The organism is Saccharospirillum sp. (assembly GCF_040881935.1).
In the GTDB taxonomy this organism is placed as follows: domain Bacteria; phylum Pseudomonadota; class Gammaproteobacteria; order Pseudomonadales; family Natronospirillaceae; genus Saccharospirillum.
The window spans coordinates 26,207-52,572 of the sequence record NZ_JBBECH010000084.1 but is presented as its reverse complement, the minus strand read 5'-3'; the positions used below and the strand labels follow the sequence as shown (position 1 = coordinate 52,572).

At 54.7% G+C, this 26,366-nt stretch carries 29 protein-coding genes and 1 CRISPR repeat array (1 of these 30 cut by a window edge); of the genes, 7 read left to right on the top strand and 22 right to left on the bottom strand.

From position 1 onward, the window contains the following. Positions 1 to 430: direct repeats of the CRISPR family, unit length 29 nt; unit sequence CGGTTGATCCCCGCGCCTGCGGGGAACGG (it extends 7,529 nt beyond the left edge of the window). Positions 431 to 531: 101 nt separating this feature from the next. From cas2e to WEB54_RS15840, 14 genes are all read right to left on the bottom strand, one after another. After that, positions 532 to 828, bottom strand: a complete 297-nt coding sequence (gene cas2e, locus WEB54_RS15905; protein ID WP_368056688.1) for a type I-E CRISPR-associated endoribonuclease Cas2e — start codon at positions 826 to 828, stop codon at positions 532 to 534. After that, a complete protein-coding gene (gene cas1e / locus WEB54_RS15900; RefSeq protein ID WP_368056687.1) occupies positions 828 to 1,748 on the bottom strand; it encodes a type I-E CRISPR-associated endonuclease Cas1e in 921 nt (306 codons plus the stop codon). The genes cas2e and cas1e overlap by 1 nt, the downstream gene beginning before the upstream one ends. Before the next feature lie 13 nt (positions 1,749 to 1,761). Further along, positions 1,762 to 2,454 (bottom strand): type I-E CRISPR-associated protein Cas6/Cse3/CasE, encoded by a 693-nt coding sequence (gene cas6e / locus WEB54_RS15895; RefSeq protein WP_368056686.1) that lies wholly within the window; start codon positions 2,452 to 2,454, stop codon positions 1,762 to 1,764. Beyond that, positions 2,454 to 3,179 carry a type I-E CRISPR-associated protein Cas5/CasD gene (cas5e, locus tag WEB54_RS15890; protein WP_368056685.1) on the bottom strand — a complete coding sequence of 242 codons (726 nt, stop codon included), beginning with the start codon at positions 3,177 to 3,179 and terminating at the stop codon, positions 2,454 to 2,456. The genes cas6e and cas5e overlap by 1 nt, the downstream gene beginning before the upstream one ends. 8 nt (positions 3,180 to 3,187) lie before the next feature. After that, a complete protein-coding gene (gene cas7e / locus WEB54_RS15885; protein WP_368056684.1) occupies positions 3,188 to 4,225 on the bottom strand; it encodes a type I-E CRISPR-associated protein Cas7/Cse4/CasC in 1,038 nt (345 codons plus the stop codon). Positions 4,226 to 4,239: 14 nt separating this feature from the next. Beyond that, the gene (gene casB, locus WEB54_RS15880) at positions 4,240 to 4,827 is read right to left on the bottom strand and encodes a type I-E CRISPR-associated protein Cse2/CasB (RefSeq protein ID WP_368056683.1); all 588 of its coding nucleotides are present in this window, start codon (positions 4,825 to 4,827) and stop codon (positions 4,240 to 4,242) included. Then, positions 4,824 to 6,416: a type I-E CRISPR-associated protein Cse1/CasA gene (casA, locus tag WEB54_RS15875; protein ID WP_368056682.1), complete on the bottom strand. Its 1,593-nt coding sequence runs from the start codon at positions 6,414 to 6,416 to the stop codon at positions 4,824 to 4,826. The genes casB and casA overlap by 4 nt, the downstream gene beginning before the upstream one ends. 18 nt (positions 6,417 to 6,434) lie before the next feature. Continuing rightward, entirely contained in the window at positions 6,435 to 9,119 is a 2,685-nt protein-coding gene (cas3, locus tag WEB54_RS15870; protein WP_368056681.1) for a CRISPR-associated helicase Cas3', read from the bottom strand. Between the two features lie 145 nt (positions 9,120 to 9,264). After that, positions 9,265 to 10,092: a WYL domain-containing protein gene (locus WEB54_RS15865; RefSeq protein ID WP_368056680.1), complete on the bottom strand. Its 828-nt coding sequence runs from the start codon at positions 10,090 to 10,092 to the stop codon at positions 9,265 to 9,267. Between the two features lie 189 nt (positions 10,093 to 10,281). After that, a complete protein-coding gene (locus WEB54_RS15860) occupies positions 10,282 to 10,800 on the bottom strand; it encodes an ImmA/IrrE family metallo-endopeptidase (RefSeq protein WP_368056679.1) in 519 nt (172 codons plus the stop codon). Beyond that, the gene (locus WEB54_RS15855) at positions 10,797 to 11,378 is read right to left on the bottom strand and encodes a helix-turn-helix domain-containing protein (protein ID WP_368056678.1); all 582 of its coding nucleotides are present in this window, start codon (positions 11,376 to 11,378) and stop codon (positions 10,797 to 10,799) included. The genes WEB54_RS15860 and WEB54_RS15855 overlap by 4 nt, the downstream gene beginning before the upstream one ends. 132 nt (positions 11,379 to 11,510) lie before the next feature. Continuing rightward, positions 11,511 to 11,936 (bottom strand): type II toxin-antitoxin system VapC family toxin, encoded by a 426-nt coding sequence (locus WEB54_RS15850; RefSeq protein ID WP_368056677.1) that lies wholly within the window; start codon positions 11,934 to 11,936, stop codon positions 11,511 to 11,513. Further along, on the bottom strand, positions 11,933 to 12,187 hold the full coding sequence (locus WEB54_RS15845) for an Arc family DNA-binding protein (RefSeq protein ID WP_368056676.1): 255 nt from the start codon (positions 12,185 to 12,187) through the stop codon (positions 11,933 to 11,935). The genes WEB54_RS15850 and WEB54_RS15845 overlap by 4 nt, the downstream gene beginning before the upstream one ends. Positions 12,188 to 12,395: 208 nt before the next feature. Then, the gene (locus WEB54_RS15840) at positions 12,396 to 12,587 is read right to left on the bottom strand and encodes a flagellar assembly protein T N-terminal domain-containing protein (protein WP_368056694.1); all 192 of its coding nucleotides are present in this window, start codon (positions 12,585 to 12,587) and stop codon (positions 12,396 to 12,398) included. A gap of 341 nt (positions 12,588 to 12,928) precedes the next feature. On the opposite strand from WEB54_RS15840, the gene traF reads away from it, so the two are divergent. The 3 genes from traF (at position 12,929) to WEB54_RS15825 (ending at position 16,849) form a co-directional block, all read left to right on the top strand. Beyond that, complete coding sequence (traF, locus tag WEB54_RS15835) at positions 12,929 to 14,638, top strand: conjugal transfer protein TraF (RefSeq protein WP_368056675.1); 1,710 nt, start codon at positions 12,929 to 12,931, stop codon at positions 14,636 to 14,638. A 229-nt stretch (positions 14,639 to 14,867) separates the two neighbouring features. After that, on the top strand, positions 14,868 to 16,097 hold the full coding sequence (locus WEB54_RS15830) for a multifunctional CCA addition/repair protein (protein ID WP_368056674.1): 1,230 nt from the start codon (positions 14,868 to 14,870) through the stop codon (positions 16,095 to 16,097). Then, entirely contained in the window at positions 16,085 to 16,849 is a 765-nt protein-coding gene (locus WEB54_RS15825) for a pteridine reductase (protein ID WP_368056673.1), read from the top strand. The genes WEB54_RS15830 and WEB54_RS15825 overlap by 13 nt, the downstream gene beginning before the upstream one ends. A gap of 26 nt (positions 16,850 to 16,875) precedes the next feature. Here the strand turns inward: WEB54_RS15825 and WEB54_RS15820 are convergent, their stop codons facing one another. The 6 genes from WEB54_RS15820 to WEB54_RS15795 all read right to left on the bottom strand — a co-directional run bounded on the left by WEB54_RS15820 (position 16,876) and on the right by WEB54_RS15795 (position 21,390). After that, positions 16,876 to 17,895, bottom strand: a complete 1,020-nt coding sequence (locus tag WEB54_RS15820) for a type II toxin-antitoxin system HipA family toxin (protein ID WP_368056672.1) — start codon at positions 17,893 to 17,895, stop codon at positions 16,876 to 16,878. Further along, positions 17,895 to 18,215, bottom strand: a complete 321-nt coding sequence (locus WEB54_RS15815) for a HipA N-terminal domain-containing protein (protein WP_368056671.1) — start codon at positions 18,213 to 18,215, stop codon at positions 17,895 to 17,897. The genes WEB54_RS15820 and WEB54_RS15815 overlap by 1 nt, the downstream gene beginning before the upstream one ends. Continuing rightward, positions 18,212 to 18,595, bottom strand: a complete 384-nt coding sequence (locus WEB54_RS15810) for a helix-turn-helix domain-containing protein (RefSeq protein WP_368056670.1) — start codon at positions 18,593 to 18,595, stop codon at positions 18,212 to 18,214. The genes WEB54_RS15815 and WEB54_RS15810 overlap by 4 nt, the downstream gene beginning before the upstream one ends. A gap of 194 nt (positions 18,596 to 18,789) precedes the next feature. Continuing rightward, positions 18,790 to 19,875, bottom strand: a complete 1,086-nt coding sequence (locus WEB54_RS15805; RefSeq protein ID WP_368056669.1) for a DUF3524 domain-containing protein — start codon at positions 19,873 to 19,875, stop codon at positions 18,790 to 18,792. 2 nt (positions 19,876 to 19,877) lie between these two features. Continuing rightward, positions 19,878 to 20,525: a flavin prenyltransferase UbiX gene (locus WEB54_RS15800; protein ID WP_368056668.1), complete on the bottom strand. Its 648-nt coding sequence runs from the start codon at positions 20,523 to 20,525 to the stop codon at positions 19,878 to 19,880. Beyond that, the gene (locus tag WEB54_RS15795) at positions 20,518 to 21,390 is read right to left on the bottom strand and encodes an acyl-CoA thioesterase domain-containing protein (RefSeq protein ID WP_368056667.1); all 873 of its coding nucleotides are present in this window, start codon (positions 21,388 to 21,390) and stop codon (positions 20,518 to 20,520) included. Before WEB54_RS15795 ends, WEB54_RS15800 begins: the two co-directional genes overlap by 8 nt. Before the next feature lie 365 nt (positions 21,391 to 21,755). Here WEB54_RS15795 and WEB54_RS15790 point away from each other — a divergent pair, with 365 nt between their 5' ends. Then, the gene (locus WEB54_RS15790) at positions 21,756 to 22,349 is read left to right on the top strand and encodes a hypothetical protein (protein WP_368056666.1); all 594 of its coding nucleotides are present in this window, start codon (positions 21,756 to 21,758) and stop codon (positions 22,347 to 22,349) included. Here WEB54_RS15790 and WEB54_RS15785 read toward each other — a convergent pair. Continuing rightward, positions 22,342 to 22,926, bottom strand: a complete 585-nt coding sequence (locus WEB54_RS15785) for an alpha-ketoglutarate-dependent dioxygenase AlkB (protein ID WP_368056665.1) — start codon at positions 22,924 to 22,926, stop codon at positions 22,342 to 22,344. The genes WEB54_RS15790 and WEB54_RS15785 overlap by 8 nt on opposite strands. On the opposite strand from WEB54_RS15785, the gene WEB54_RS15780 reads away from it, so the two are divergent. The 3 genes from WEB54_RS15780 (at position 22,925) to WEB54_RS15770 (ending at position 25,074) form a co-directional block, all read left to right on the top strand. Continuing rightward, complete coding sequence (locus tag WEB54_RS15780) at positions 22,925 to 23,251, top strand: hypothetical protein (protein ID WP_368056664.1); 327 nt, start codon at positions 22,925 to 22,927, stop codon at positions 23,249 to 23,251. The genes WEB54_RS15785 and WEB54_RS15780 overlap by 2 nt on opposite strands. Before the next feature lie 199 nt (positions 23,252 to 23,450). Then, a complete protein-coding gene (locus WEB54_RS15775) occupies positions 23,451 to 23,996 on the top strand; it encodes a DUF2058 domain-containing protein (RefSeq protein WP_368056663.1) in 546 nt (181 codons plus the stop codon). A 19-nt stretch (positions 23,997 to 24,015) separates the two neighbouring features. Continuing rightward, a complete protein-coding gene (locus WEB54_RS15770; protein WP_368056662.1) occupies positions 24,016 to 25,074 on the top strand; it encodes a peptidase M42 in 1,059 nt (352 codons plus the stop codon). 342 nt (positions 25,075 to 25,416) lie between these two features. Here WEB54_RS15770 and WEB54_RS15765 read toward each other — a convergent pair whose 3' ends face one another. Further along, positions 25,417 to 26,346, bottom strand: coding sequence for a LysR substrate-binding domain-containing protein (locus WEB54_RS15765; protein ID WP_368054601.1), 930 nt, complete (start codon positions 26,344 to 26,346; stop codon positions 25,417 to 25,419). Positions 26,347 to 26,366: the final 20 nt, after the last annotated feature.

Genomic DNA, 26,366 nt, shown 5'->3' with positions numbered 1-26,366 from the left:
CGGGTCGCTCATGTCTATTTCCTCGCTTGTGTTGACGGTTGATCCCCGCGCCTGCGGGGAACGGTCGCTCAGGTAGCGTATGGCGCGGATAATGGCCGGTTGATCCCCGCGCCTGCGGGGAACGGTATCAATAAACTCTAAAAATCTTCCTTCCAAGCGGTTGATCCCCGCGCCTGCGGGGAACGGATGCAGCGCAACGGATACTCATCACCAATGCGCGGTTGATCCCCGCGCCTGCGGGGAACGGGCCTGTGGCTGATTCGTGGCTGATGATGCGTTCGGTTGATCCCCGCGCCTGCGGGGAACGGGTTTGCGCGCCCATTCGCGCATAGACTCCATCTGGTTGATCCCCGCGCCTGCGGGGAACGGTTGATCACGTTATCGAGGCTGCTCAAGGTGCGCGGTTGATCCCCGCGCCTGCGGGGAACGGACTTAACGTAGATGATTGATTTTAAAGCACTTTTCAAGCGCAAAAAAATCTACCAACTTTTCAGCCTTTCAGCTTGTTAAAGAAGCAAGCCTATTTTTAAATTAGGTTGAAGGCAAGTCGGGAATAAACTTAACGAGCCTCAAACCATCCTCATCGATAGGCATTCGGCGATTTTTGCCATATGTCTGAAAATCGAACCCAGAATCGTTGTTTGCTGGCCATGCCATTACAACATTTCCATCTTCTGCAAGTGCATCAATTTGCTGCCAAATCATTTCCCTAACCTTGCGAGAAACATCACCTACATAAACACCAGCCCGGACTTCCAGCAGCCATACTGCCATTCGCCCTCTCAGCCTGGGTGGTACTGCTTCTGTCACTACTACGAGCATCGCCATTAGCTGCTCCTGTGGCCAGAATCACCCAGGCTGTCAGGTTCAGGTATCGCAGGTGGCTGGGAGTCTTCGGGCATGGATGGCGGCTGAATCTCACCAGCGGCGAGTACTTCTTCAATGATGGGGATAATGCGTTTTAGCAAACGCGTTTCCTTAAAGGCGTCACGACATGCAATTCTCACCGCCCTATCAGGGTACTCCGGTCTCTGCGCGGCTACTTTAAATGCAGCGGGGACCACGGTATCAAACTTGAACAAATCGGCTATGTCGTAAACAAAAGACTTCGGCTTTCCTGTGTGTAAAAAACCGATGGCGGGTGCGTAACCTGCCGCCAGAATAGCAGCCTCAGTCACGCCATAAAGGCATGCGGTCGCAGCGGAAAGACACTTATTGATAATATCCGAGCTATCCCACTCTTTAGGGTCATAGCGCCTCCCATGCCATTCAATGCCATACCTCTGGGCCAGCAATTTATACTGTTCTCGAACGCGGGCGCCTTCAACCCCCCGAAGCTGGTCGATTGATCGCCTTTCTGGTGCTGCCTCTTCAAACCGGAACTCGAACATTTTACGGACGACTTTCAAACGCAGGCTTTCATCCAATGCCAGCTTGGCCTGGTACAACAACCGATCCGACCTTGCACCACCAGGTTGTCCAACCGCATAAAGTCGAACTGCCGACTCGCCTACCCAGATCAATAACGTTCCGGTGGTTGCCGCAAGCTTAACCGCCTCGTGCGAAATGCGCGTGCCTGGTTCCAACAAAATGGCGGTACAACTGCCAACAGGAATATGTTTGCGCTCGCCGTTTACCTCATCGATAACTACAAAAGCGCCATCTCGCACCTCAATCTGACCATAGCGAATGAACACCATGGCCAGCCGCTCTTTAATCGGAATAGGCTTTAGCTTAATGAACGCCATAATGAAGCTCCGGTTAGCTGGCTCGGCGTATCATCATCAAGCCACAGCCCATTGACTTTGCCCGGCCAATTCCCTGGTTTAAACTGTCAATAAGGCGGGACGGCTCTACGACCCTCAACAAACCCTGAAAATTAACTGATGAAAATTGAATCAGCCCATTATGGCCTTTTCCATTTGATGCCTTGCGCACTTGGTGCTGCTGGTATTCAGTCACTTCGGGTTCCGATATAAACTCAACACCCATAGCGTTTTGCCTGTGTGAGCTGGTCAACCAATCACGCGCCGCTTGGTATTGAAGGGCTTCTATCTCGTCCGATGCTTCACCTGCCTCTCTGGCCAGGTGTTTGGCATGCATCAACACATCAACGCGTTGGCCCCGTTTTCCCTCTTGTGCAGCTTTCAGCATTCGCGTTGGGTTGGCTCTGAGATTATAAGCCAATACGTCGCCCACTGAGAGTTTGGGCTTGAATGGCTTACAGCTCAAGGATATGCCAGAAACTGTTTGTTCAGGCTCACTGGAGGAAAGAACGTAGTAGCACAGTCCTTGAGCGCTTTGCTCGTACCGGAATAAAAAATCCCGGTTTTTATGACTGGCAAACAATTGCCAGAGTAACTGATGCTGAGCATAAGCGTCGCCGGCATTTGCACGCTCCGTCAACTGGGAAACCACAAACCCAGGTTCCGGCTTTATTCTGGAAAGAAACATTAGGCACTCCTCAGTATTTGGGTGCTGTGCACGATCCGTTTCTTGAAATGCCACCGCTGCCGGGAGCCAGGATCATCCCACTGTTCGAAGGTCTCCTCTTGGTCCAGTTCAGAATCCTCACCTTCCCATTGATATATCACTTCTGGATGATATAGCGCTATCTGAGCACCAGGGTTCTCACTGATGAGATCAAAAGCGGAGTCCAACGCCGACTGTAAGCCAGGGGCTTGAATCAACCGAGGCTGGAGAGGTGCCGCCAATGGGCATGACTTACGCCCCAGGGACAATGGGTATCGGGGTTCCTTCAGAGCCTTTTCTATATCGCCTAGTGAGACTCTGGCTTCCGGCCTCGAGTTTAAGGCGATTACCCAATGGCCATCGGCTCGGTAGTCCCGGGTAGAAAGGATGGTGTTAATCTTTTCCGGGTTACTGTCCAGTTCAGCCTTGCGTGTGTGCCATATCGCTTTTTTGTCGGTAGTGGGTACTTGCGAGGTGTGGTAATCCCGCAGGAGCACGCCTTGCGACTCAGCCTTGACTGCAACGTCGACGCTGTTAGCCAGTTCATCCAATCGTGCGCCCTCAACCCTTTGGATGCCAAGCGCGGCCCCCAACATGCCAAGAATGGCTGAACGAGTAGGCATAGCCAATGTCGGCCTGACACCTCCAACCGCAGTATTGCCCCAACTCGCCAGTGGCCCATACAGTCTGAAGACAAGAAATTCCATATAACCTCCTAGTCTTGAACCGCAAGAGCAATCACGTCGTTTAGCGATCCATGGCCAGTCGAGGCATTAAAGTTCACTCGGCTATCGGCGCATTTACCATAGACCCTGTCGAAAAACTCAGCTTGCTGTTCCAGTTTATCGACCGATGCCTGGAGGTAGTCTTTTTCCTTGATGGGTGCCAAAAAAGCAGCGGAAAGGGTTCTGGGTTGTTGGTTGCCACGCTCTATCATCATATAAGACGCATAAGCAAAAGAACCGAAGCTATTTTGCTTGCCTTTGGGTGATACACGAGCGATTGCTTCGACCAATGCTGCAATTGCTTTATTGGCAAGCTCAGTGTTGTCGCCCAGGTTCTTAATCAGTGATTCGCGATCAATACAGACATAACCATAGAACAAGGCTGCTGCAAAACTGGTTTCACCAATGTGCGCCGCCCCCCGGTCTTCATGCTCCGCATTAAGGTCATCCACTGCGGTAAAATAATCATCTTCGACGACGACACCATGCACACTGATCGCATGTGCTACCTGGCACGCTGCCTCTACATTAAAGCTGGAAGCGTCCGCCAGCATTCGGCCGAACAACGCGATATCAGCAGCAGAAGCATTTTTGCGCAGCAGCTTTAGTTCGTCCTTTTCAGGCCCCCGATTTTCCTGCGCGAGTTGATCCGCCAAGGTATGAACTGCGTCCCATTCCTCGGGACTGACAAATACCAACTGCTGAGTGGTCACTTTATCTTTTTCTACACTGCCGAACACCTTGGCTATATCTGCACTCCACTCTCGGGCTTTTTTCTCGGCAATGCCTTTTTCAATCAGCCGTTTGCAAACATTTTCGCCGATATCCCGGGTTCGAGTACCCAAGTGCCCAACCAGAGCCTCCTGAAACAAGTCGGATGTTCGCCAATGTCGTTTTAGGCTTTGCGAGCTAACCCGCAGGCGTTCTTCACCCCCCATTACGGCGGTCTTGGGCCTGCCCAGGTCATCCCGGTTCAGGTTGGCGGGAGGATAAGACGTTAACGTATGAATTTGTACAAATCGAGACATGCTGGTTTCCCTTCTTAGTTGAATTTGCGAGGTTGGGATTCATAGTATTCCATGGCCCATTTCAGGGTCTGGCGACGAGTCGGCTCAATCTCCGTGCGCTTGGATTGGCTCTGCCAATACCAGCCCTCGACCTCCTTCACAAAGGATGCAACGTTCACAGTTCCGCCGAGCTGAGCTAAAACGCGTCTTACACGACTAACAAACTCCTCTGGTGTCCGGGCATGAACCAGTTGTTGAAACCTGATCTGGGATACTTTGGGGCTATCTGATTCGGGACTGCGCTTACTCGCCATAGCCTTTGCAATTGTCTGGGGTCCATCCTGCTTAATGGCCGCGAGTAACCAGGCAAGCATGGCAACCAGCACCATTCGCCGTGGCGTTCTGATGTCACTCGGCAGAGACAACCACAACTGCTGAAATGCTTCCGTTACCAGCACGTCGTCAATGGATGTACAACGCTTTAACGTAGCCCGATAAGCCGTGGGCCGCTTCCGAGTATCGCCGTTTTCAACTGGCTCTTTACTGATATTACGGCGCCACCAAGTTATGCATTGGTTAGCAAGTTCGCTTTCATTGCCGACTGTCTTCTCGTTTATGGTCATGATGCAACCTTCCTTTTGGTGTCCAGTTGATACCGTTTCAGATAATCGCCCTTGTACTTAATGAATTTCAGGTTGCGCCGGGCTTCTATCTTACGTCTCAAGTGGGGGTCATGACTGTCTGCACTCAATACTCGCTCATCGAAAATAGCTAATGCTGTATTTTGAAGCGCATTTACCCATGACCTACAAATCTGGGGAGATATCTTTTCGGCGCCTGCCTGCATGCTTTCTTTTAAGTCATATGCCAACCGAAAGAACGCCGGTTCGGTCTCACTCCAGAAGCGATCATCAATAAAGCCCAAATCCCCCCTGGTATCACCATTGCCAAACCAAGCGTCCTTACAAGCGCGACGCAATGCCGAACAAGCAGTCTTGGCGGCTTCTACATGCAAAGCCAACTCATTGGAAAACCGTTGCGCTTTTTCCGGTGGGAGCGGCAGGAAGGGCATTTTTGACTCATGCCAGGAACGGGCTTTCATATTGTCCATGTCGAACCCAAACACCCAAACACCGATGTTATCGATCAGCCCAATGTCTTCCAGCCAAACCTCCTTGGAACCGAGACTATTAATGACAAGGGCCGGAATAGCGCCTTCGTTTTCGTTTTGGAATAGGAACTGGTGCCATTGTCGGTACCCTATTCCACCTGGCTGGCCTTTAATTGAAAATGGTTCGCTTTCAGGCTTTTTTGGATCAATCCGGTAGGGAGTTAATGGGTGCTTCCAAGCTCCGGAGTAGTTTGCACCGTAGTTTTGCGTATGGTAATGAGTGACCAGTGAATCAGTTTCCACGCCCGATAAGTCGCACTCGCCAGCCCTTCCTTGCGTCAATCGTATCCTGCGTGGCATCGCCCAATAATGCTGCAGCGGGTGCACTTCCTCGTCGTGCAGGTATACTTCGGACCCTTTTTTATCGCTTACACGAGTTGGTGTTAGCCATGGAAATACCGCGCCATCCTCAAACCGATCCGGCGGGGCTAAGTCGCTATCCTCCAGGGTCAAAACATTTAGCCAAAGCTTGCGGAATAGGCTTAGCGCTGGGTCACTCGACACCGCCAATGTGGTCAGTGGTCCACCACCACGAAGCCCCGTTCTATGGCCCTGCCCACCGCCTGGTGCGTTGATTTGCAAGGTAAACAGAGCCATAGCGGCCATGGCTGGGGAAAGCTGTTCGACATTGCCACGCTTGATGAAGTGATCGGTATTGAGTTTCAGGGTATTCCCACCCGGCGCGTCAATTAACAAACTCGAAATACCTACCGATGTGGCACCGTCCAATGGGCTTAGGTCTTGCATGAATCTCGGCCCGTCGCCAAACAACTCGAATGCGTGGGTAATTTTATCCAACGCTGACTCAAGATCGGCAGAGGTTGGCGGTGATTCGTAATGCTCCAGCCACTCGCTGTCGTCTTCTGGGGCGAAAGCAGTTTGCAGTATTCCGATAAGAAATTGCCATGAAGCTCCGTAGAAGTCCTGTCGCGGCATCACAATGTCAACCAGATCGCCACGGCCGATGTCTTTGAGGGGTAAAACCACCTGCTCATCGTGAATTGTCTTAAAAGTGAGCCATGGCTCGGTGCATAGGTTCATCCTGTCAATTACTCCAAATCAATGCGTAACGTCTACCTTCGCGGCTGCAATCTCCAACCCAGTCTCTATCGAATATTCAACATCTGCAACACAACATATCAGTGAAAATTTAGCCCGCTTAAAATTTTTGACAAATTCCTGGCGGTGCTCATCACTGATTTCAGCAAAGCTCGCCAGGAGTTTTGGGCTACTCACTCTTGCTGTACTCAGCTCTACAGCAAAGTTGCGGTCTGAAATCAGTGGCCGATAGACCCCGTCCTCCAACTGCACCAGAACGACTTCTCTAGCCTCCTCTCCCAAACGGGTACCAACCTCAATATTATCGTCTGCCCAAATCTGGCTACTGCTGGCGCTGTAGCCCTTATCCAGATCCAGCCGACTGAACCGCCCCTGACTCTTACTGGCACGCTCCTTTCCTGCATACTCTTGCTCTGCGATCGCTAGCCCACTGGGAATTTCTGCTTCAGGGCCATAAACCGATTCGATCATCACTCGCGAGTGATCGGGCAGTTCTAGCCTACCGGCATTCCGCAGGTATCGCATCGTCAGCCAAATTCTGCCCGGTGTTTGGTATACGTGTTGGGTGTTACGGGAATGCTCGATCAACCAGTCTTTGCCGGGGTCCGTTTGCCATTGTGGCGCATGAACATAAAGAGTCGGCTGCGGCCGCTGGTCCTGACTGGCCCCAAGCATTGGGGCGCCCTGGCTGTCACGAACATGCCGATGCAACCGGCCAGCCCTTTGAATTAAGTCGTCTATCAGGCACAAATCACTGATCATCAGATCAGCATCGGCATCAAGGCTTTCCTGAAACACCTGAGTCGCTACCAGTACATATCCGGCCCGGTCTAATGGTGTGGATTCCTTGCCAAAATGGCGCATCACCCAGGCTTCTTTGTCTTTGCGGTGTTGTAGTACATAACGGCTGTGAAACAGCAGACACTTCTCGGGCGTTGGGTGGTACTCTTTTATCCGCCTGTACGCAGCAATGGCTTCGTCCACAGAGTTTCTAACCCAGACTACGCACTGTCCTTTTTCCGCCGCCGCCAAAACCACATCTACGCATTCATCTTCAGTGTGCACAAAGGCAACAGGGATGTCCTTGCGTGTTTGCGGTCGGTGCTCCACGGGTTGCTCCAATAGCCCTTTCTCAATTGAGACAACGGTAGCCAGTGGGAATGCACTGCTCGAGGGATTCTGCCAATCGCTCTCAGGCATACCAAGCGCTTCCTGCCAGGTTCTGGTCAAGCGCGCACGTTGTGCCATGCTCAGCGTTGCTGTCAGCATTACCACACTGCCACCCTGCTGGGCATGCAGCTTCAGCAGCGAGTCCAGCAGTTCCAGCATGTAGGTGTCTGCCGCATGCACCTCGTCCAGTATTAACACCTTCCGGTATATACCCAACACCCTTAACGACTGGTGTTTTTTAGGCAGTACTGCTAGTAAGACTTGATCAATCGTGCCCACTCCCACGGGGGCCAGCAGGGCCTTCTTTCGGCTATCGGCTAACCAGCTGCCGCAATGCATTGAGGCTGTTTCTTCGCTTTTCTGATAGGGCCTCTCCGGCCGACCTTCGCCGAGCTTAGCCTCCTGGAATAAATCATTCATATCCCTGGCACCATGTGCCAATACAAGGCTTACCGGGAGGTTACCTTCTTTCTTCAACATTCGGTTATAAACATCGGCAACTCGTCCAAACATAGCGTTGGAAGTCGCCATGGTTGGCAAGCCGAAGTAGAAACCATCCCCATTTCCTGCTTCAAGCAGACGATGAGCGACCGTCAACGCTGCCTCAGTCTTACCTGACCCGGTAATGTCTTCAAAAATAACCAACTGGGGAGATGCGGATATAGGGAGCACAGCCGCAAATTGTTGCAATGGTGAAGGCGAGAACGAATACATTTGCTCGAAGGAACCAAAAGGTACAATACCCAACGGTTCGAACACTTCAGTTTTAGCTAGCGCCTGTTTCGCTCTCGGTATAGCGGTTTCGACCCAGTATTCGCCTGGCGCAAGGGGCTGGTCGGAATACTCAAATATGGAGTTATCAGACCCGACCCAGTCACAATAGGTCGAGAAACCAGCGATTAGCCAACTTCCCCGCTTTAATTGAGTGAAGAAATCCTTCGAGGAAAGTTTATTCCATGGTGGGCTTACGTTTAGAAGTTCTAAACTGTCTGCGAGCCATTCGGACGCAGCCAATCTGTCGTGTACCGTGAATTTGGAAGAATCCGGGCGGGTGTACCCATCATTGATCGGCTTGCCGTGATGCCCCCAGAAAAGACTGAGAAAATACCGCAGGTGCTTTCTTACCACCCTATCTTCAAGTTGCCCTGCCAGGTCATCAGGCAGCTCTATATCCTTCCAAACATCGTAACCCAGTTGGTCATGTCGACCATTCCTACCATCGTAACTGGCACCAGACGGCAGTTCGACCAACACATAACCAGCTTCTTCGAATAAGCTCTGGAACGACGCGGTCATTTTTCCAAGGTCATGCATTAACAAACCGAATACCAGTAGCGCCTCCACTTCCTCAATGGTTAAACCGAGTAGATCAGCAAGATCACATGCCAACTGAGGTTTAGTTTTCAAAACCTGGTAGCCAACGGCAGCAACATCCATTAAGTGAAATGGCAGTAAGTGGACCTTAACCAACGCATCCGGTTGCTGGGCCTTGCCAATGTATAGGCAATATTTCAAAACATCCGCCTCTTAAAAAACACCTACAGTAGGTTGGTACGTTTTGGATAAGTCACTGGTCTATCTTGATCCTCACTAAAGGCGTGAACAATACTGGTCATAACCACATGTAAACAAACTTAACGGACCCTACTGTGATTTCAGATCAATCCCCAAATAACCACCCCCTAACCTCCTGTTTATTTACCAACACCAACTGCTGCGCCTCTGGCGTACCGTCAAGAACTTTGACGCTGACTTGCATTTCCTGAATCAGGTACTGAGCCAGGGCGGCGCGGGTCGCTACGGCCAGTGTGCCGTTGTTCATCTGATAATCGTTCATAAGCACTGCTTTCTGGGCATCGTTTAATCTCGGGTCGGGTGCGAAAACCAGTTCAAGTGGGGTGTTCCAGGCGGTGTCCTGGTCTTTGCCGTTGGGCGAGGCATCTAACAGCTCGGGGGTGCCCCGGAAGCGGCTGAGCACAAAGTCGCGGTATTGTTGGCTTTTCTCGCACCAGGCGCGCAGGTGCCAGCGAACACCGGCGTTGACGAAGGTGTGCGGTACGATGATCCGGCCTTCGTCGTTGGGGTTGGTTAGGGATACGTAATCCACTTCCAGGCGGCGTTGTTCGCGTTGGGCTTGCACCATGGCGCGCATTACCTGTGGGGATACGCTGCGCTCCGGAGGTTTCAGGGATTCGAAGCCGGGGCTGAGCGAGGCGGGTATGCGGTGTTCACTCACCCAGTGTAGATACTCCGCCACGTCACCTGAAATAATACGCGGGCTCATGGTATCGCTTGGGCGGTAGGCTTTGCTGTGGGCATCGTAGGTTAGGCTGTTCGGGTTTATGTCTTCCCGGTAGGTTTTCAGAGCGCTGCTGGCGGCCTGACGGGAGAGTTCGAATTGCTGGCACAGCATGGTGCTGTTGATCTGCCCTTCCCACCAGGCGTGTAGTTCAATAAACCAGTGTCGGATTTCGGTGGTGTTGGCCATTGCCCCTCGCTCATACTGAATGGTCCGTTTTTTCAGTTTGAACTTAGTTCAAAATATAGCAAGGCAGGTGGCGCACTTGTGTCCGCTTTTTGGCTTGTGGTCCAAAATAGCTACTCTGGGCTTAAACCTCGCTTTCCAAGGCGACCAGTGCTGCCTCTGCCAGTTTCCATATCAATCAGGATATTGGCATCACTGATGAGCAACAGCATCCATGCCCCCCAGTTTGCGCTCCCGATGGAACAAGCTCAGCGACTGACCCAACAACTCCGCCGCTTTTGACTCGCCGATATAACCTTCGCTCAGTGCCCGGTAAACCAGTTGCGAGAACAAAATGGTCTGTTCCTGAGGGTATGGGTCGCCCGGCTCGGTGGTGCGCCACCCGGAGCTGTTAAAAAAGATGCGGGTCTGCTTGTACAGGCCTTCGGAAATAACGCGGCATTGGCGCATCCGCATCAGTATGGCGGCCATGCTGATGCCGAATTCATGCTTGAGCATGTAAAGCTCACGCGGCTCAATGGCATTGCGATGCGCACCCAAGTGCTGTCGCAAGGCTGCCTTGGGCAACAGAAACGCGCCTGCAAAGCAGTTGCAGGCTTTCTCTTCGTCGCCGTCGGCGGATAATCGTCCATGGAGCACCAAGTGCCCCAGCTCATGCGCTAAGGTAAAGCGCTGCCGGTCACCGGGGTAGTGACTGGAAATTACGATCACCGGGGTAGCGCCAAGGTTACCAGCCAAGCCGTCCACTTGTTTATTGGCGCCACGTCGGTGGTAATCACCTGTATGCCTCGCGCCTCCAGGGTATCGACCATGTCCGGAATGGGATTCAGGCCCAGCGCCCAATGGTTGCGCATCTGTACCGCCAGCGCTTCAATATCGGCATCAGTGGCGACTTGCGCCGGCAGCCCATCCGGCAGCGCGAATTCGGGAACAGGCTTGACCGAGTCTGGGTAGAGTGCCAGTAGTTCGGCCCAGCGCTCGGCCTGGTCCATCACATCCCCGGTGACCTGATCCAAAAGAGCCTTGGAAGTACCAGATCGCTTCCGGTATTCCACCCCTTGAAGGGTAATATTCACCGGTCGAAAGAAATATTCCGTACGGACTCCCAGAGCTTGAGCAAGCTTTAGCAAGTTGGTAGACGTGGGCATATTGTGACCATGTTCGTATTTCTTGATGGCATTGGCAGATAGGCCCACCTGCTCTGCGAGCGCTTTCATGGACAACCCCGCAGCCTTGCGGGCACGTAACAGGCGCTGTCCGAACTGGACAAGACGTTCTTGAGTGTTCATGGCAGCCTCCAGGTTTACGGATTTTATAATTATTTATAAATTGTAAACCATATGGCTGCAAACTGTCGAGTTCACACGTTCCAGTTAGCGGGTTTTACCTGGTATGAGTACTGGTACTACTGGCGTTTCTGGCTACCCTGCCCACTCCCAGGGGTTAATCACCTTTGCCCCAGCCGCTTCAAATGGGCTTACATCTCGGGTGGCAACGGTGAAGCCGTTGCTGATCGCGATGGCTGCGATGTATCCATCGGCGGCGGCAATTGCCTGGCCCGATGATCTGGCTTTTGCTATTAGCTCAGCGTAAGCGCTGGTGCAATCAAGATCGAACGGTCGCACCCGGCCAGCAAACAAGGGTAATACCTGTGATTCAAGGCTTTCATGCAGCCCGGTTCGACGCCTGCCTTTCGGTAGTCTGGCGACGCCCGCTCTAAGCTCTGCGACGGTGATAGCTGACAGGTACAGCGTTTCCAACGCCTGGGCATCGATCCAGTCGATTACTCGGGTCTCGGGGGTGCCGCGCAATGGTTCCGAAACGACATTCGTATCCAACAAAATCATTCAAAACTTACCGGTTTAGATGGCGTCTTGTCTCGCGCTTCATCAAACACGGCAAATTCATCGTCAGACAAACCGGTATCACGGCCTATACCTGCCAGTAGCGTCCCCAGCTTTACCCGACCACCCGGTTTCACGGCGTTTTCCAGAATTGCTCGAATCTCCGCTTCAGCACTTCGTCCATGCTGGGCCGCCAGCACCCGCAAAGCACGGTGAACTTCGTCGGGTACGTTCCTTACGGTAATAGATGCCATGATGCTTAACCTCGCAACTGACTGCATTGCATGCAATATAGCTATTTGCCATCAATTAGCAAGAGGTAGGTTCCCCGAAAGGCTTTCAGGTGTGGGGGCGGTATGATTGGGAAGATGCGTGTGCCGTTCACCTGGGTAATAGTGGCCATAAAGGGTTGGCATTGAATGGTTTGTTGTATGTCGCTCATGGCCTGGTCGAGCAGTGTTCTTACGTGATAGCCACGGTATATACGTCGCCTTGGCGGCCTTCACTCATGATCTGAATGTCACGCACCTGGGCGGCGCTGTTTACGCGCAGGTAGTCGACGGTGAGGTTGCCGTCTTCCATTACCTGAGTGCTGTGCACTTGAGCGCTCACCTGCATGGAGGCACTTTCAATGGCTTTGCGCAAAGCGCGAATGCGGGCGCTATGGTTTCGTAGCTGCCATCGGCCACAATGGCTTCAACTTCGTCGTCATCGTTACCAAAAGCCACAGGGAGCAGCAAAACCTCGTCAACTTTCAGACACTCCCCACTGTTACAGCACGTAAACACCCGATTTTTCGCCAAAAAATCGATCAAAAACTGTTCAATCAGCGTCTTTCAATGTGATTTACTTCACATTTAAGAAAGTTTCACCCATTATTTAATCAATCCTGGCTTCAGCGGACCTAGAGTGCGGGCCAGAAACGTGGGACAGGCGTCCTGCAGCGAGGCTCCATAACATAAACAGTGCTTACCCAACCTACTCAGGGCCTCTGAATGAAGAAAACACTGCTTACCCTTTCCGTTATTGCTGCCAGTGCAGCTCAGGCAACCCCCTTTACCGGGAATGATGCGAAGTCGAATGCGATGGGCAATACCGGGGTGGCGTCGGCCGCTTCGTTTTCCATGGGGCAGTTTAATCCGGCGTTGTTGGCGGCCCACGCCGACCAGACACGGTTCAGCATGCTACTGCCGTCGGCAAAATTCGCTATTGATGACAGCTATGGATTCCTTGCAACCTCGGAAGTTGTAGAGAACTTCGACAATACAGATACCAATGAAGTTCAACTTCAAGTTGAAGGGGGTACACGTGATGACGGGACTACCGTCATATCGCTGGAAGCATCGGTGCAGGCGACCATTGATGCCTCACAACAGTTTGAGGATGCGAGCACCTCCGAAGAATTGCAAGTCGCCGCGGAGGCATTGGCAGACAGCAATACCACGCTCGACAACAAAATCATCAGCATCAGGACAGAGCTTCAAAATCTGGAAATTGCGATCAATGACACTAATAACAGCCTGTCTGAACTAGAAGACAAGCCGCTGAGTATCATGGCTCATCTGGGTGCAGCTATGGCACTCCCAAGAGATGGAATCAGCTTCGCGTTTCACTTGTCGAATGATACAACACTCGGTTTGAAAGCGACGGTTGGAGACAATGACCTTAACACCATTTCTTTAGCTGTCAGCGATACAGTAGCCTACACTGGAGAAGCGCAGGATATTACTGGATTGTCCGCAACTGTTTCTGAAAAGGCAGAAGCGACTGCCGATGCAGAGGCTGAGTTTGGTTTTGGCACGCCGGAATATCAAGATGCATTGGATGAACTGATCATCGCTACAGCCGCTTTGGAAGCCGAAACGTCAGGGTCTGATACCAATTACACCTTGTCTGATAACTCGACGGGTACAGAAACATACGATGGCAACAATGTCGAAACCTATACCAGCGCCAACGGCTTTTACCAAAACGGTCAATTCAACAGCGAATTGTCGGCCGTGCAAAACTTCGGTAATGACTCTTCTATCACCGTGGTAGGTGCCAACATCGTTGAGTTTGGCGTATCCGCTGCCCGCAATTTCGAATACATGGGTGAAACGTTTTCAGTAGGTGTAACACCCAAACTTCAGTCACTCACTATATTCGAAGACACGCTGACGTTCAGCAATGCCGAAGAAGAAATCGGCGATGACCCTGAAGCTTACTTTTCCTCAAACACAAAATCCTATTTCACCGGCAACGTTGATATTGGCGGCGCCATGACCTGGAACAACGTGCTCAGAGGCAATGTAACTGCAGGTGTTGTAATCAAAGACCTTATTCCACAAACCTTCGAATCCGAATCGGGTTCTGAGTTGAATATCGGACCCAAAATGCGTATCGGTGGCGCACACGTAACTCGCTGGACTACCCTGGCTGCTGACCTCGATATAACAGAGAACCAGCCATTGAAATACGGTGCCCCTACCCGCTATTTTGGCTTGGGTGCAGAATTTAACGCCTACAACTGGTTTACGTTGCGTGCGGGTTATCGCAACAACCTGAGTTTGGACGACAGCCATGTAGTCTCCACAGGTTTTGGTCTGACTCCCTGGGGCGTTGGGTTTGATGTGAGCACCTGGTTCAAACCCAAATCGTTCGATAATTGGGAAGAGGTCATTCAAGATGCTGGTGTTGTTGCTCAGTTTTCCATGGAGTTTTAGTCACTAGATTAAGAATTAGCAACACACCAAGTGCCAGGTGCCGGGGTTGCTTAACCGGGGTAGTCTGAGGCATGGATGCCGAAGCCTAGGCCCCAGGGAGGGGTTCACGCCGACCCCGGTTAAGCAACCCCGGTGCCTGGCACGAACCACAGCCACGGAACCCACTCCAAACACAGCCCACTTTCCACTACACTAGTGGCTCACTCTTAACGCCTTTCTGACAGCCTACATGGATATCTACCTCGTTGGTGGTGCCGTTCGCGACACCTTGCTCGGCCTTTCCATTAAAGACCACGACTGGGTGGTGGTTGGCGCTACGCCCGAAGAACTGGAAGCGCAACGTTACCAGCGAGTGGGCGCAGACTTTCCCGTGTTTTTGCACCCCGAAACCAAAGAGGAATACGCCCTGGCGCGCACCGAGCGTAAATCGGGCCATGGCTACACTGGCTTTGAGGTTCAGTTTTCACCCGATGTCACGCTCGAAGACGATCTGCTGCGTCGCGATCTCACCATCAATGCCATGGCGCAAGCCAGCGATGGCAGCCTGATCGACCCCTACCACGGCAAAGCCGACCTCGACGCCCGCTTGCTGCGCCATGTGTCGCCCGCCTTTCGGGAAGACCCGCTGCGCGTGTTACGCGTCGCCCGCTTTGCCGCCCGGTTTGATCATCTTGGCTTCAGCGTCGCCGAAGACACCCGGGCCCTCATGTGCGACATGGTGCAAGAAGGTGAACTGGGTTATCTGGTACCGGAACGCATCTGGCAGGAAATGAGCCGCGCCTTGATGGAACCGAACCCCGAAGTCTTTTTTCACGAATTGCGCGCCTGCGGAGCGCTCAACGTCGTGTTTCCGGCACTCGATGCCCTGTTTGGCATCCCCCAGCCAATGCGCTGGCACCCCGAAGTCGATACCGGCATTCACACCCTTAAAGCACTGCAAATCGCCGTGCAAATGGACGCACCGCTTGAAGTGCGGGTCGCCACACTCGGTCACGACCTGGGCAAAGCGCTGACCGAGCCCACAAACTGGCCCTCCCACCGGGGCCACGAAGACCTGGGCGCCGACCTGATCCGCCAGCAGGCTGGGGACTGGCGCTGGCCGAAGAAAGCGGCGGCGCTGGCCGAGCACACCGCCCGGTATCACACCCATTGCCACAAAATTCGGGAGCTGCGCCCGGTGACCATCGTCAAAACCCTGAGCAAACTCGGCGCCTTTCGCAGCAGTGATCACTTCCGGCAATTTCTGCAAGCCTGCGAATGCGACGCCCGCGGCCGATCCGGTCTCGAACAGCAACCGTACCCTCAGGCCGCGTTGTTTGAACGCTGCCTGGCGGCCTGTGCATCGGTATTACCGGCCGATCTGGCCGCGCAGGGCTACCAGGGCGCTGAGCTGGGCGAAGCGCTGAATCGGGAACGGATACGCGCCGTAGCGCGGGAGAAGGCAACTTGGTCCGACTAAGCAGTACTATCAATCAGGAATCGGCCACGGCGCCGGTTGTTTTTCTGACCGGCGCGGCACGGCGCGTGGGCGCTGAAACCGCCCGGGTGTTTCATGCGGCCGGCTATCGGGTGGTTATTCACTATCGCAGCAGCGAGCCCGACGCCATCGCCCTGGTCGAAGCGCTCAATCAGGCCCGGCCAGACTCCGCCGCCTGCATTCAATCGGCCCTGGATACCCGGAGCAGCATTCAGGCAGCAGCGGACGATGCCATCGCCGTATTTGGGCAGGTCGACGTGCTGATCAACAACGCATCCAGCTTCTTTCCCACCCCCTGGGGTGAGATCACCGAAGATGCCATTAACCCCCTGATGCACAGCAACCTGTTGCTGCCCATGGCCATGATTCAGGCACTGGCACCGGAACTGAAGCGCCGGGAAGGCGCCATCATCAACCTGGTCGATATACATGCCCTGCGCCCGCTGGCCAACCACCCAGCATACAGTGCCGCCAAGGCCGGGCTGGTCAGCCTGACCAAGAGCGCCGCACTGGATCTGGCACCCCGGGTTCGCGCCAACGCCATCGCACCCGGAGCTATTTTGCTACCGGAGCACGAAGGCGCCGACCACGAACAATCATTAATCGATCAGGTTCCGCTAAACCGCATGGGCAGCCCGACCGACATCGCCGAAGCGGCGCTGTTTCTGGCCACCGCGCCCTACATTACCGGCCAGATTCTGGCGGTAGATGGCGGGCGTACGTTAAGGCAATAACAGAACACCTTCTCTCTCTGAAACTCCTATGATGTGTTCTGTACGCCAGTGGCCACCATGCCTGTCCGGTCATTGACCAGCACCCTCGCCTCGCGCTTCATGGCCACCGGCATAAAGCTGTTGTCGATTAATGCCAGCAGGTCCTGTTTCTTGTTGATCTGGTCCAACAGCAGAGACCTGATCAGCTTTCCGGGAAGCGCCAACCGCCGGCCAAATTCGAAAAAGTCGTGGCCGGTGTAGTAGCCATAGCGCTCGAACTCCGGGGTAAAAAACTCATCGCCATCATCAGGGTCGCGCAGGAGGCCGCAGGCCAGGAAAGTGCCTTCTCTCATGGCGGGCATGGCTTGCACGAACATAACATCGTAGTTCGGGCTCAAGTGGTCGAAATACAGGCCTTTCTGCCCCTGTGACTTCTGCACACTGAGGTTCTTCATGTGCAGATCGTTGTTGCCAATAACAAAGGACAACACCACGCGCCTGAACAAATCCCGGAGCACCACACGCTTGCCATTGGTCGCTACACGGATGATGTCACCCGCTTGCTCATACGTCGGATCGTATTTTCTGTCGGGTTGAAGCCCACCTACCTGAAGCAGATCTTCCTGATGAACTTTTACGCCGCCGGGCAATCGGTCGAAACGCCTTGTAAGGTAAGCCCGCTCGCCATCACTGAAGGCCACCAGAGCGCACTGGGCAGTGCTGATGCCCATTAACCGGCTGGCCATCATCCCGGTATGTTCATTTTCCGCGGCGTACGGGAATTGCTCTGGGCTAGGTTTAAGGATGTACTCGCCGCCCTGGCTGGCGGGGGTGAGCAGCCCGGTTTTTTCATCCAGCCTGAGAGACAATTTCTGCTGAAGCCCCGAGATCGACATCCCCATGGCGCTTTTAACGCCGTATTGGAAAAAATCCTTCCTGGAAAATGACAGCGGCAGAACTATCCGCTGTGTACCAAACACTTGGCGCAGAGCGCTTTTTTTATAGCCCAGCTCCCGCTCTTCCCCGGTGAGTGGTTTTAGGGATGCGAGACATCGATCAACGGTCATTATGGCTCCCTTATAGGTAAAACAGAGACGGCGCCAACCAGATCCCTGCCATTGGCCAACAGCAACCCGAAGCTGTCTTGCTCATCCACATGCTGGTATTGGGCTTGCAGCTGACGCAACCACCCTTCGGACACCAGACCACTGAAAAAAGGCGGCAGTTCGTCCCAGCGGTAGCTGTCAGCAGACAAGGGGATGCTGAATGCGATCGGCTCACCGTCGATCAGGTAACGGGGATCATAGGCGTAGGTAAACTGCCCGTTGTCTTCCTCCCGGAGCATTCCCGCCAAGCGGCCATGGAAGTAGACCATTGCCTGTCTCATCGACCGCCCACCAGCAAGTCCAGCCCCAGTGCCTGGGCGACCTTGATCAGGCTGGTCGCCTGAACCTGGTTCTTGCCATTTTCAACTTTGATGATGGTAGAGACCCCAACATCCGCGAGATCGGCCAGATCCTCAATGGTCAGTTCCTGGCGCTTTCGGGCTTCCCTGACAACGCGACCAATCTCACCGAAGGGCGCCAGCTCATGGTAACTCTGAGACTCAGCCAATCGCCGCTCAAGTTCTACAAGACGACCAATGATCGCCAGCAATGACTCGGCGACACCCGGCCCCTGGTTCGGCGTTAGTCCAGTCTGAGTCGGGTGTAGCTGACTTTGCAGGTAATCATGAAGCTGTGAGAGATGAGAGTGTTGTTTTTCCATTTGCTTTTACAACCAATTTTATAAATTTTCTATAATTTAATATGTATTTAAGAATATTATCAGCCATATCTATCTATTTACAACAGATGTTGTGAATATATTGATATTTAATCTTTATTTACAACCAAAAGCTACAGGAGTCTGTTGGACTTAGGATGAATCGGCTGCGAAGGCGGGACGAGTTGGGCCTGAGATTAGGATGTCAGCGTCGCTAACCGTTTGGCATAGGCATCAGCCAGCGCTGACCAGGTAAAACTTGGTTGTGTAACGGGTTGACGACGTTTGCGACCGTTTAACAGAGGCTCCAGCGTGTTGGTTAGCTCCGCAATGTCAGTCTCGGCATTCTGCTCACAGCCCTTATAAAACCGGGCGTTCGGCAGACATTCCGGGTAAGCCAGCCGTCGGGGGACCACCACCTCTGCGCCGGCTTGCGTCAGTTCCAGCATCGACAGACCCTGAAAGTCGTGCAAGGCCGTCGATACGCCGATTCCGGCACGGCCAATCCATTGCCTGTAATCGTCCCGTGGCACCTCGCCCCACTGCACTACGGCATCGCCCAGTGCCCTGCGTTCCGGTTCGAATTCGCCTTTGCGGCCGCCCCCGGAACCGAGCATGGCGAGTTGGAAATCCAGCCCCGCTTCACGCAATCGCAACAGGGCCGCCAGAAAACGTTCCGGTTGCTTGTCCCATTCCCAACGGTGGTTCCAGACGATCAGGTTTGGTTCTTTGGGTTCGGATGCGAGCGCCGAGAAGGCACTGGTCAGCGGTACCGGCAAGACGTCCGAGCGTTGCTCGATCCGGTTGATGGGCTTGCCGGGCAGTTTTTCCGGCAGTTTGCGCAGCAGCTTGCGGGCACCGGCCAGAAAAGTGCGGCGGTTGAAATCGGTGTTAAAACTGATCCAGTCAGCACAGAGTGCGTTTTGAATGCTCAGAAACTGCCAACTGGTCCGGTGCGCATCGGCCTGGGTATCGGTACGCGGGTAGGCAAACTGGTTTTCGTGCATGTAAAGCCAGGTGGGAACGGAGGCCAGGCCGGGGCGAAAGGCCCGCAGCCGGGTCAGGTCGCTCATGCTGGTGGCGATGATCAGGTCGTATGGCCGGTCAAAGTCGGCATCGTCGTCCAGCGCCCAGATCAAACCAGAGGCGATAAAGCGCCAGCTAAAATGCCGGGCAGGCTGGATTTTCAGGGTCCAGTCGATGTCCGGAAAGGTGGCCATCAGTCCATCGCACCAGTATTTGTGGCTGGCGCCGTGGTAGGCGCTGAGTAATAGAACCCGCACGGCTACTCCTGGCCTGCGTTTGCTCCGGCACCCTGGTAACCCCAGGGCGGCAGCAGACTTTGCGGGATACCGGCGCACTTGAGCACCCGGGCGACGATGAAATCGACCATGTCCGCCACGGTTTCAGGTTTGTGGTAGAAGCCCGGGCTGGCTGGAACAATGTGAGCACCAGCGCGTTTGAGCGTTAGCATGTTGGTCAGGTGGATTTCGCTGTACGGCGTCTCGCGCGGCACCAGAATCAACTTGCCACCTTCTTTCAGCACCACATCGGCGCCGCGTTCGATCAGGTTATCGCACTGGCCGGTGGCAATGGCGGCCAACGTGCCGGTAGAACAGGGGCAGACGATCATCGTCTCCGGTGCGCCGGAACCACTGGCGACCGGGCTCATCCAGTCTTCCCGGCCGGCGATGATCAGTTCACCATCGTTTCCCAGCCGTTCTCGCAAGTAAGCAGCCAGTTTCTCATGCTGGGCCGGCCAGGGCGTGCCGGTTTCAACGGCGGCGACCATCAGGGCGGCTTTGGACACCAACAAATGCACCTCGAAATCGGCCGCCAGCAAAACCTGCAGCAGACGCTCGGCATAGGGCGTACCAGAGGCGCCGGTGATGCCCAGGGTAATGCGCGGGCGTTTCAAGGTTGCTTCATTCATCGCGGTCACCGCTATACCGAATCAGGCCTTCCTGGGCGGTACTGGCGACCAGGTTGCCATCGCGATCAAAAATCTGGCCGCGCACATAGCCGCGTGCGCCGCTGGCGCTTGGGCTATCGGCGACGTACAGCAGCCAGTCATCAAGCCGGAACGGGCGATGAAACCAGATGGCGTGGTCGAGGCTGGCGATGGTGAGGCCGGGTTTCATCAACGAGATGCCGTGCGGCATCAGCGCGGTTTCCAGAAAGCCATAATCAGTGGTGTAGGCCAGCATCGACTGGTGCACCAGGGGGTCGTCCGGCAGGCTGCCGTTGGCGCGAATCCACATATGGCGTTTGGCGATACCATGGCGTGGTCGAAACGGGTTCTGCGCTTCGACAATGCGGTATTCGATGGGCCGTTCGGCAGTAAACAGATCCCGCACCCGGCCGGGAATCTCATCGGCATGGTCCCGGTACAGTTTCACTTCCGATTCCAGCACCTCAGGCCCCGGCACATTGGGCATAGAGTCTTGATGCTCCAGGCCTGGCTCCTGGGTCTGAAACGAGGCCGTCATGGCCAGAATGGGTTTGCCGAACTGGCTGGCAATCACCCGGCGTACGCTGAAAGAGCGGCCGTCGCGAATGATCTCAACTTCGTATTCGATCGGGTGATTGGTGTCGCCCGGCCTCAAAAAATAGGAATGCAACGAGTGCGGCATGCGGCTGTCGAGCGTCTGAATCGCCGCCGACAGTGCCTGGCCAATCACCTGGCCACCAAATACCTTGGGGTAGCCCAAATCCTGCGACAAGCCGCGGTAGCGCAGCTGACCTATCGGTTCCAGTTGCAATAACTCGATCAAGCGCTCAACTACAGCATTTGCCATTCGGCATCCTCCTCTGATGGCCGGGTTGCGACCATTTGATTGCATGCGTAAAAGCCGCGCATTGTTCCAAAAAATGCGCTTTAAGTCGCGCCAAAAGACTGTCAATATAAAGATGTTCAAAAAACAACCATGGCTGAATGTAGATTTTTTGACGCTTTAAGTTGAAAAAACACTGTACGATTTCAAACTGGCGTCACAGTTCAGGCCCGTTCAAAGGGTTAGCCATCGAACAGGTATTTTTTTACCCTATAGTAACCGTATATCCCGTGGTTTCACCTTAGCCCCGCCCTGCTATTGCCTCTGCAGACGGCTAACCACAACCGAACTCCGGTTGACACAGCCAGAAACGGCGAAGGAGCGAACGCATGACCACCATGGCACAGCAACCCCAAAACAGCGACCTGGAATGGAGCCTGGACTCCATCCAGAGCCGCAACCAGGCGGTTGATTTTGTGCGCTGCTTTGAAAGCCGTCTGTGCGTCTATTCGCCCTCGGTCGAACAATTCTACACCAACTACAGCCTGCACTTCCCCAGCAACGAAAACAGTAAGATGGTGGTGCTGCCCAACCCCTATGCCTTTCACGATACCTTTCACGGCATCGTGCCCGAGGCGGTACGGGACACCGGCTTTCACATCGTGCCTGGGAAGCTAATCGGCAAGACCGGCTTCTACGTCATCGTCAAATACAAAAGCCGGGACGTAAAGCCCGTGCCCATCCCCTTCAAACAAGCTCTGAAGAAGATGATTCGCACCCGTCACTCGGAAGACCCCTTTCTGCCCATGCTGGTGAAAGGCGACCTGCGGGAATTCAACGCCAGCATGCCCTGCCTGCACCTGCACAGGGTGAAACTCGCCAATCTGACGCGCCGGTCCGAGTTCGAGAAATCCAGCATCCGCAATGCCATCGTCGACAAGATGGCAAAGCTGTATCGCGATGCGGATTCGTTAATTAGCTGACTATTTGCCGAAACGTCAGACTAATCCTGTCTCCTGCTTTCGCACGAGCCGGCAAACTGTGCTGCCAGTGGTGCTGCAGTGCGCCACTCATTACCACCAGATCACCCGAGGCCAGCGACACTGTCAGCGTATCTTTGTGCTGTTCATTGCGGCGCAACCGGAAATCACGGGCAGCACCTAATGACAGCGTCGCCACTGTCGGATTGACGCCCAGTTCGGGCTCACTATCGGCATGCCAGCCCATACGGTCGGCACCGTTTCGATACCAGTTAGCCAGTGCGAAGTTGAACTCACAACCTGCTTCCCGGTTTACGGTCTCAAGCAGGTGCAACCAGTGCGCGGGCCAGCCGTTCATTACACGAGTTTGACCACTGTAGCCGTAGCGAACACCCGCTTCGCCCAACCAGGCTTCGAGCCTTGGAATGGGGTGATCCTGGCCATAAACCCGCACCCGGCTCTGCTCCCAGGGCAAATTCTCGACACAATCCTGCATCCAGGCCTCGGCGTTTGGCCACCAGTTCCGGTACACTTGCAGGCACCCCGATTGATCATCCAGTAAGGTTTCGCAGGTTCTCATGTCTACATCCGCAGAAAGTGCCCAACAGTGGCTCTCAGAAAAACAGCCCGCTCTGGACGAAGTACAGCAAGTCGTCGCACGTCTCGAACAACGCATCAGCCAGCACGATGGCGATGAAGAGTCGATTCAAGGCTCGGTCGATGCGCTGATACTGTTGCAGGATCACATTGAATCGGAAAATGCCCCGGCCGACCAGACCCCCACCCCAACAGATGCCCAACTCGACAACGGCCGGCTGATCCCCGAGGCCGACCCCGTACAACTCGAAGACGACGTCAAACGCCGCGCCTTCGAGGCCCTCAAAAACCAATTCAAAGATTTATAGATTTCTCTCACACTGGCCGGAAAACCGTCCTATCGCACCTGTGCGGTCAGTTTCCTCAAACCCGAGAAAAACTGGATGTGGTCGATGAATGCGCTCTGGTTCAACGACTTACGGCGGGTTAGCCAGTCGGCATACCAAGCCCCTGCTGTGCCTGCTAGAATGCCTGCAACCAAAACAGCCACCAAAGCAGGCATTTAGCATGGCAAAATCACTGGCAGACCAGCTTATGAAAGCTGGCCTGGTCGACAAGAACGCGGCCAAAAAAGCCGAACGGGACAAGCGCAAGCAAAGCAAACATCAACACAAGGGCCCGACTGACGCCGACCTTGAAAAGCAGGCACGCTTGCAGCACGAACGCGACGAAAAAGCCGAGCGCGACCGCGACCTGAACCGTCAGCGGCTGGAGGCCGAACAGGCCAAGGCGATGAAAGCTCAGGCGGCCCAGATGCTGGAACAAAATGCGCTGCAGGTCGAGGGTGATATTCGCTTCAGCTTTACCGATGCGCGCATCAATAAAATCAAACAGCTCTATGTTAACCAGGAAATTCAGGACCAGTTGGCCAAAGGTCGCGTCGCCATTTGTTCGGTCGATGAGCGCTATGTTGTTGTCGCCAAAGCAGTCGCTGAAAAAATCGCGCAGCGTTTTGCCGAAGCCGTGATATTTTTAGCCGAACCCGATGCCAACCAGCCGGATGAAGACGACCCCTATGCCGACTTTGTCGTCCCCGACGATTTAATGTGGTAACCAGGAAAACCCCGACACCATGGCGCAATTTGACGACTTTATCGACCTGCTTAAAGTCCTGATCCGTGAACCCAGCGTGGTCGGGGCCGAACATTCCTTTTTCCGGGTGTTGCAACGCGAGCTTGAAGAGCGCGGTGCCAAAGTCACCTGGTACGAAGGCTTGCTGGTCGCGCAAGGCAATCAGCCCGACACCACCTATTTTTCCGCCCACATCGACCGCCATGGTCTGGTCTGTACTGGCCCCAATGAGTTCCAGTACGCCGCCTTTGTGGCCGGCAGCCGCTCCGATTTGCTGGGCAACTCAGTCTCGGAAGAGCTGATGCGTAAAATCGTCGACCGTTTTCCCAAAACACCGCTGATGGCCTATGAACCCTGGTCCGGCGCGTACCGGGGTGGCGGCACCATTGTCGACAGCTACATCTGCGAGCACCGCAACAACCTGATCTTCAACGTCGAAGGGCTCGACCACCTGGTCGCTGGCACACCGGTGGCGTTTCAGGATCGCCTTCTGCATCAGGACGGTCTACTCAGCGGCCAATTGGATAACGTGCTGACCGCCGCCTGCCTGGTGCATCTGTTTTCACTCGGCTACCAGGGCACCGCCTTCTTTACCGCCCAGGAAGAAGCCGGGCGCAGCTGGCGCTACCTGCTGGAATGGTTTCGCCGTTTTGGCGGCTCAACCAACCAGTTGGTCGTGGTCGACACCAGCCCCTACCCGGACCGAGCCAGCGCCGACATTCAGGATGTGGTGCTGCGCCACCGCGACGCCAACGCCGAGTTCAACCGCGACACCACCGAAAGCCTGGAGGCTCTGTGCAACAGCGAGGGTATCCGCTACAGCTTCAAAGACGACTACATCGCCCAACGCAATGCGGAGCTGGAGGCCAGCGGCCAGAAACCCCAGTCCCTCGGCAGCACAGAACTCGGCCGTATCACCGCCGCCTCCAACGGCCTGGTACACGGCACCACCCTGCAAATCCCCACCACCGGCTACCACACCATGCAGGAAACCGCCCAGGTAGCAGCGGTCCAATCGTTTCTGAGGTTACTTCAGGGGATCGGCCGCTGCGTGGCCTGACAGGCCCGTTGTTTTTGGTTGGTTGCCACGAGTCCGTTCCAGCAACTGGGTAGACCTGTGTGGGGTCGGCGTGAATCCATCCATGGAGCCTAGGCCGCAACATCCATGTTGCGGACTTCCCCACACAGGTCTACCCAGTCACTGGCACTCGCTATAACGCCACCTCAAAAACAAGCATTCCTGTCTTATGAAAGTGGCAGCCAAACCGAGTGCCAGGTGCCGGGTAGGCCTCTCCGGGGAAGTCTGAAGCATGGATGCCGAAGTCTAGGCCCCATGGACGGGTTTACGCCGACCCCGGAGAGGCCTACCCGGCATCTGGCACGAACCCCTGGCTACCAACCCTCAGGTCCCATGGAAGTCCCACATTTCCGGGAGGAAGGTGGTTTGCATTTCGTGGATCAGCCATTTGCGGAAGGCGGCTACTTTGGGGCGCTTCAGGTAGCGCTCCGGGGCGACGAGGTAGTAGGAGAATGCCATGGGTAGCTCGAATGGGAATACCTTGACCAGGCGCCCACTGACGATATGACTCTGCACCAGTGACTTGCGTGCCAGACCGACGAAACCACCGGCCAGGGTGATGTCGATCAGCATTCGGGAATCTTCAATGGTCATGGCCACGTTAAACCCTTCCCAGGGGTGTTCCTGTTGCCGGATCCAGCGGCCCCAGGGTTCCGGCTCGTAATCGAGATCTTCCACCAGATCGACCGTGCGCAACCAATCCAGCGTTGCTCCTTCCGGGGGTAGCATGTCGGGTACGCAGACCGCCATCAGGGTGTCGTGCATCAGCCATTCCGATACCAGCCCCGGGTAGCGACCGCTGCCGAACCGCAGGGCAACGTCGGTTTCGCCATCGAAGGTGTCGACCTTGTGCGTGGGGTTCAACACGACCCGGTATTCCGGTTGCCGCTGGCGGAAACTGCCCAGGCGCGGGGCCAACCAGGCTGAGGCGAAGGAGGGAATCACCGAGACTTTCAGCCGGTCCGGGTTGAGGTCGGCGCGCAGGCGTGAAAAGCCGGTACTCAGGCTGGAAAAGGCTTCTTTCACATAGGGCAACAGGGCATGGCCCTCCGGCGTTAACCGGACTTCCCGATTGCGTCGCTCGAACAGCTTAACGCCGAGGTGTTCCTCGAGGCTGCGAATCTGGTGGCTTACGGCCGCTTGGGTGACGAACAGGGTTTCGGCGGCAATTTTAAAGCTCAGGTGTTCCGCGGCCAGAACGAAACAGCGCAGTGTATTAAGCGGAGGCAAGCGGGCGAGTTGGGCATCTGACATATCGACGTTCCGACAGGCTT

What these genes read in the sequence shown, in the direction of transcription:
- cas2e (WP_368056688.1), bottom strand. Translation starts at nt 828, where the DNA reads ATGGCGATGCTCGTAGTAGTGACAGAAGCAGTACCACCCAGGCTGAGA.
- cas1e (WP_368056687.1), bottom strand. Translation starts at nt 1,748, where the DNA reads ATGGCGTTCATTAAGCTAAAGCCTATTCCGATTAAAGAGCGGCTGGCC.
- cas6e (WP_368056686.1), bottom strand. Translation starts at nt 2,454, where the DNA reads ATGTTTCTTTCCAGAATAAAGCCGGAACCTGGGTTTGTGGTTTCCCAG.
- cas5e (WP_368056685.1), bottom strand. Translation starts at nt 3,179, where the DNA reads ATGGAATTTCTTGTCTTCAGACTGTATGGGCCACTGGCGAGTTGGGGC.
- cas7e (WP_368056684.1), bottom strand. Translation starts at nt 4,225, where the DNA reads ATGTCTCGATTTGTACAAATTCATACGTTAACGTCTTATCCTCCCGCC.
- casB (WP_368056683.1), bottom strand. Translation starts at nt 4,827, where the DNA reads ATGACCATAAACGAGAAGACAGTCGGCAATGAAAGCGAACTTGCTAAC.
- casA (WP_368056682.1), bottom strand. Translation starts at nt 6,416, where the DNA reads ATGAACCTATGCACCGAGCCATGGCTCACTTTTAAGACAATTCACGAT.
- WEB54_RS15865 (WP_368056680.1), bottom strand. Translation starts at nt 10,092, where the DNA reads ATGGCCAACACCACCGAAATCCGACACTGGTTTATTGAACTACACGCC.
- WEB54_RS15855 (WP_368056678.1), bottom strand. Translation starts at nt 11,378, where the DNA reads ATGAACACTCAAGAACGTCTTGTCCAGTTCGGACAGCGCCTGTTACGT.
- WEB54_RS15850 (WP_368056677.1), bottom strand. Translation starts at nt 11,936, where the DNA reads ATGATTTTGTTGGATACGAATGTCGTTTCGGAACCATTGCGCGGCACC.
- WEB54_RS15845 (WP_368056676.1), bottom strand. Translation starts at nt 12,187, where the DNA reads ATGGCATCTATTACCGTAAGGAACGTACCCGACGAAGTTCACCGTGCT.
- traF (WP_368056675.1), top strand. Translation starts at nt 12,929, where the DNA reads ATGAAGAAAACACTGCTTACCCTTTCCGTTATTGCTGCCAGTGCAGCT.
- WEB54_RS15830 (WP_368056674.1), top strand. Translation starts at nt 14,868, where the DNA reads ATGGATATCTACCTCGTTGGTGGTGCCGTTCGCGACACCTTGCTCGGC.
- WEB54_RS15820 (WP_368056672.1), bottom strand. Translation starts at nt 17,895, where the DNA reads ATGACCGTTGATCGATGTCTCGCATCCCTAAAACCACTCACCGGGGAA.
- WEB54_RS15815 (WP_368056671.1), bottom strand. Translation starts at nt 18,215, where the DNA reads ATGAGACAGGCAATGGTCTACTTCCATGGCCGCTTGGCGGGAATGCTC.
- WEB54_RS15810 (WP_368056670.1), bottom strand. Translation starts at nt 18,595, where the DNA reads ATGGAAAAACAACACTCTCATCTCTCACAGCTTCATGATTACCTGCAA.
- WEB54_RS15800 (WP_368056668.1), bottom strand. Translation starts at nt 20,525, where the DNA reads ATGAATGAAGCAACCTTGAAACGCCCGCGCATTACCCTGGGCATCACC.
- WEB54_RS15795 (WP_368056667.1), bottom strand. Translation starts at nt 21,390, where the DNA reads ATGGCAAATGCTGTAGTTGAGCGCTTGATCGAGTTATTGCAACTGGAA.
- WEB54_RS15790 (WP_368056666.1), top strand. Translation starts at nt 21,756, where the DNA reads ATGACCACCATGGCACAGCAACCCCAAAACAGCGACCTGGAATGGAGC.
- WEB54_RS15780 (WP_368056664.1), top strand. Translation starts at nt 22,925, where the DNA reads ATGTCTACATCCGCAGAAAGTGCCCAACAGTGGCTCTCAGAAAAACAG.
- WEB54_RS15785 (WP_368056665.1), bottom strand. Translation starts at nt 22,926, where the DNA reads ATGAGAACCTGCGAAACCTTACTGGATGATCAATCGGGGTGCCTGCAA.
- WEB54_RS15775 (WP_368056663.1), top strand. Translation starts at nt 23,451, where the DNA reads ATGGCAAAATCACTGGCAGACCAGCTTATGAAAGCTGGCCTGGTCGAC.
- WEB54_RS15770 (WP_368056662.1), top strand. Translation starts at nt 24,016, where the DNA reads ATGGCGCAATTTGACGACTTTATCGACCTGCTTAAAGTCCTGATCCGT.
- WEB54_RS15765 (WP_368054601.1), bottom strand. Translation starts at nt 26,346, where the DNA reads ATGTCAGATGCCCAACTCGCCCGCTTGCCTCCGCTTAATACACTGCGC.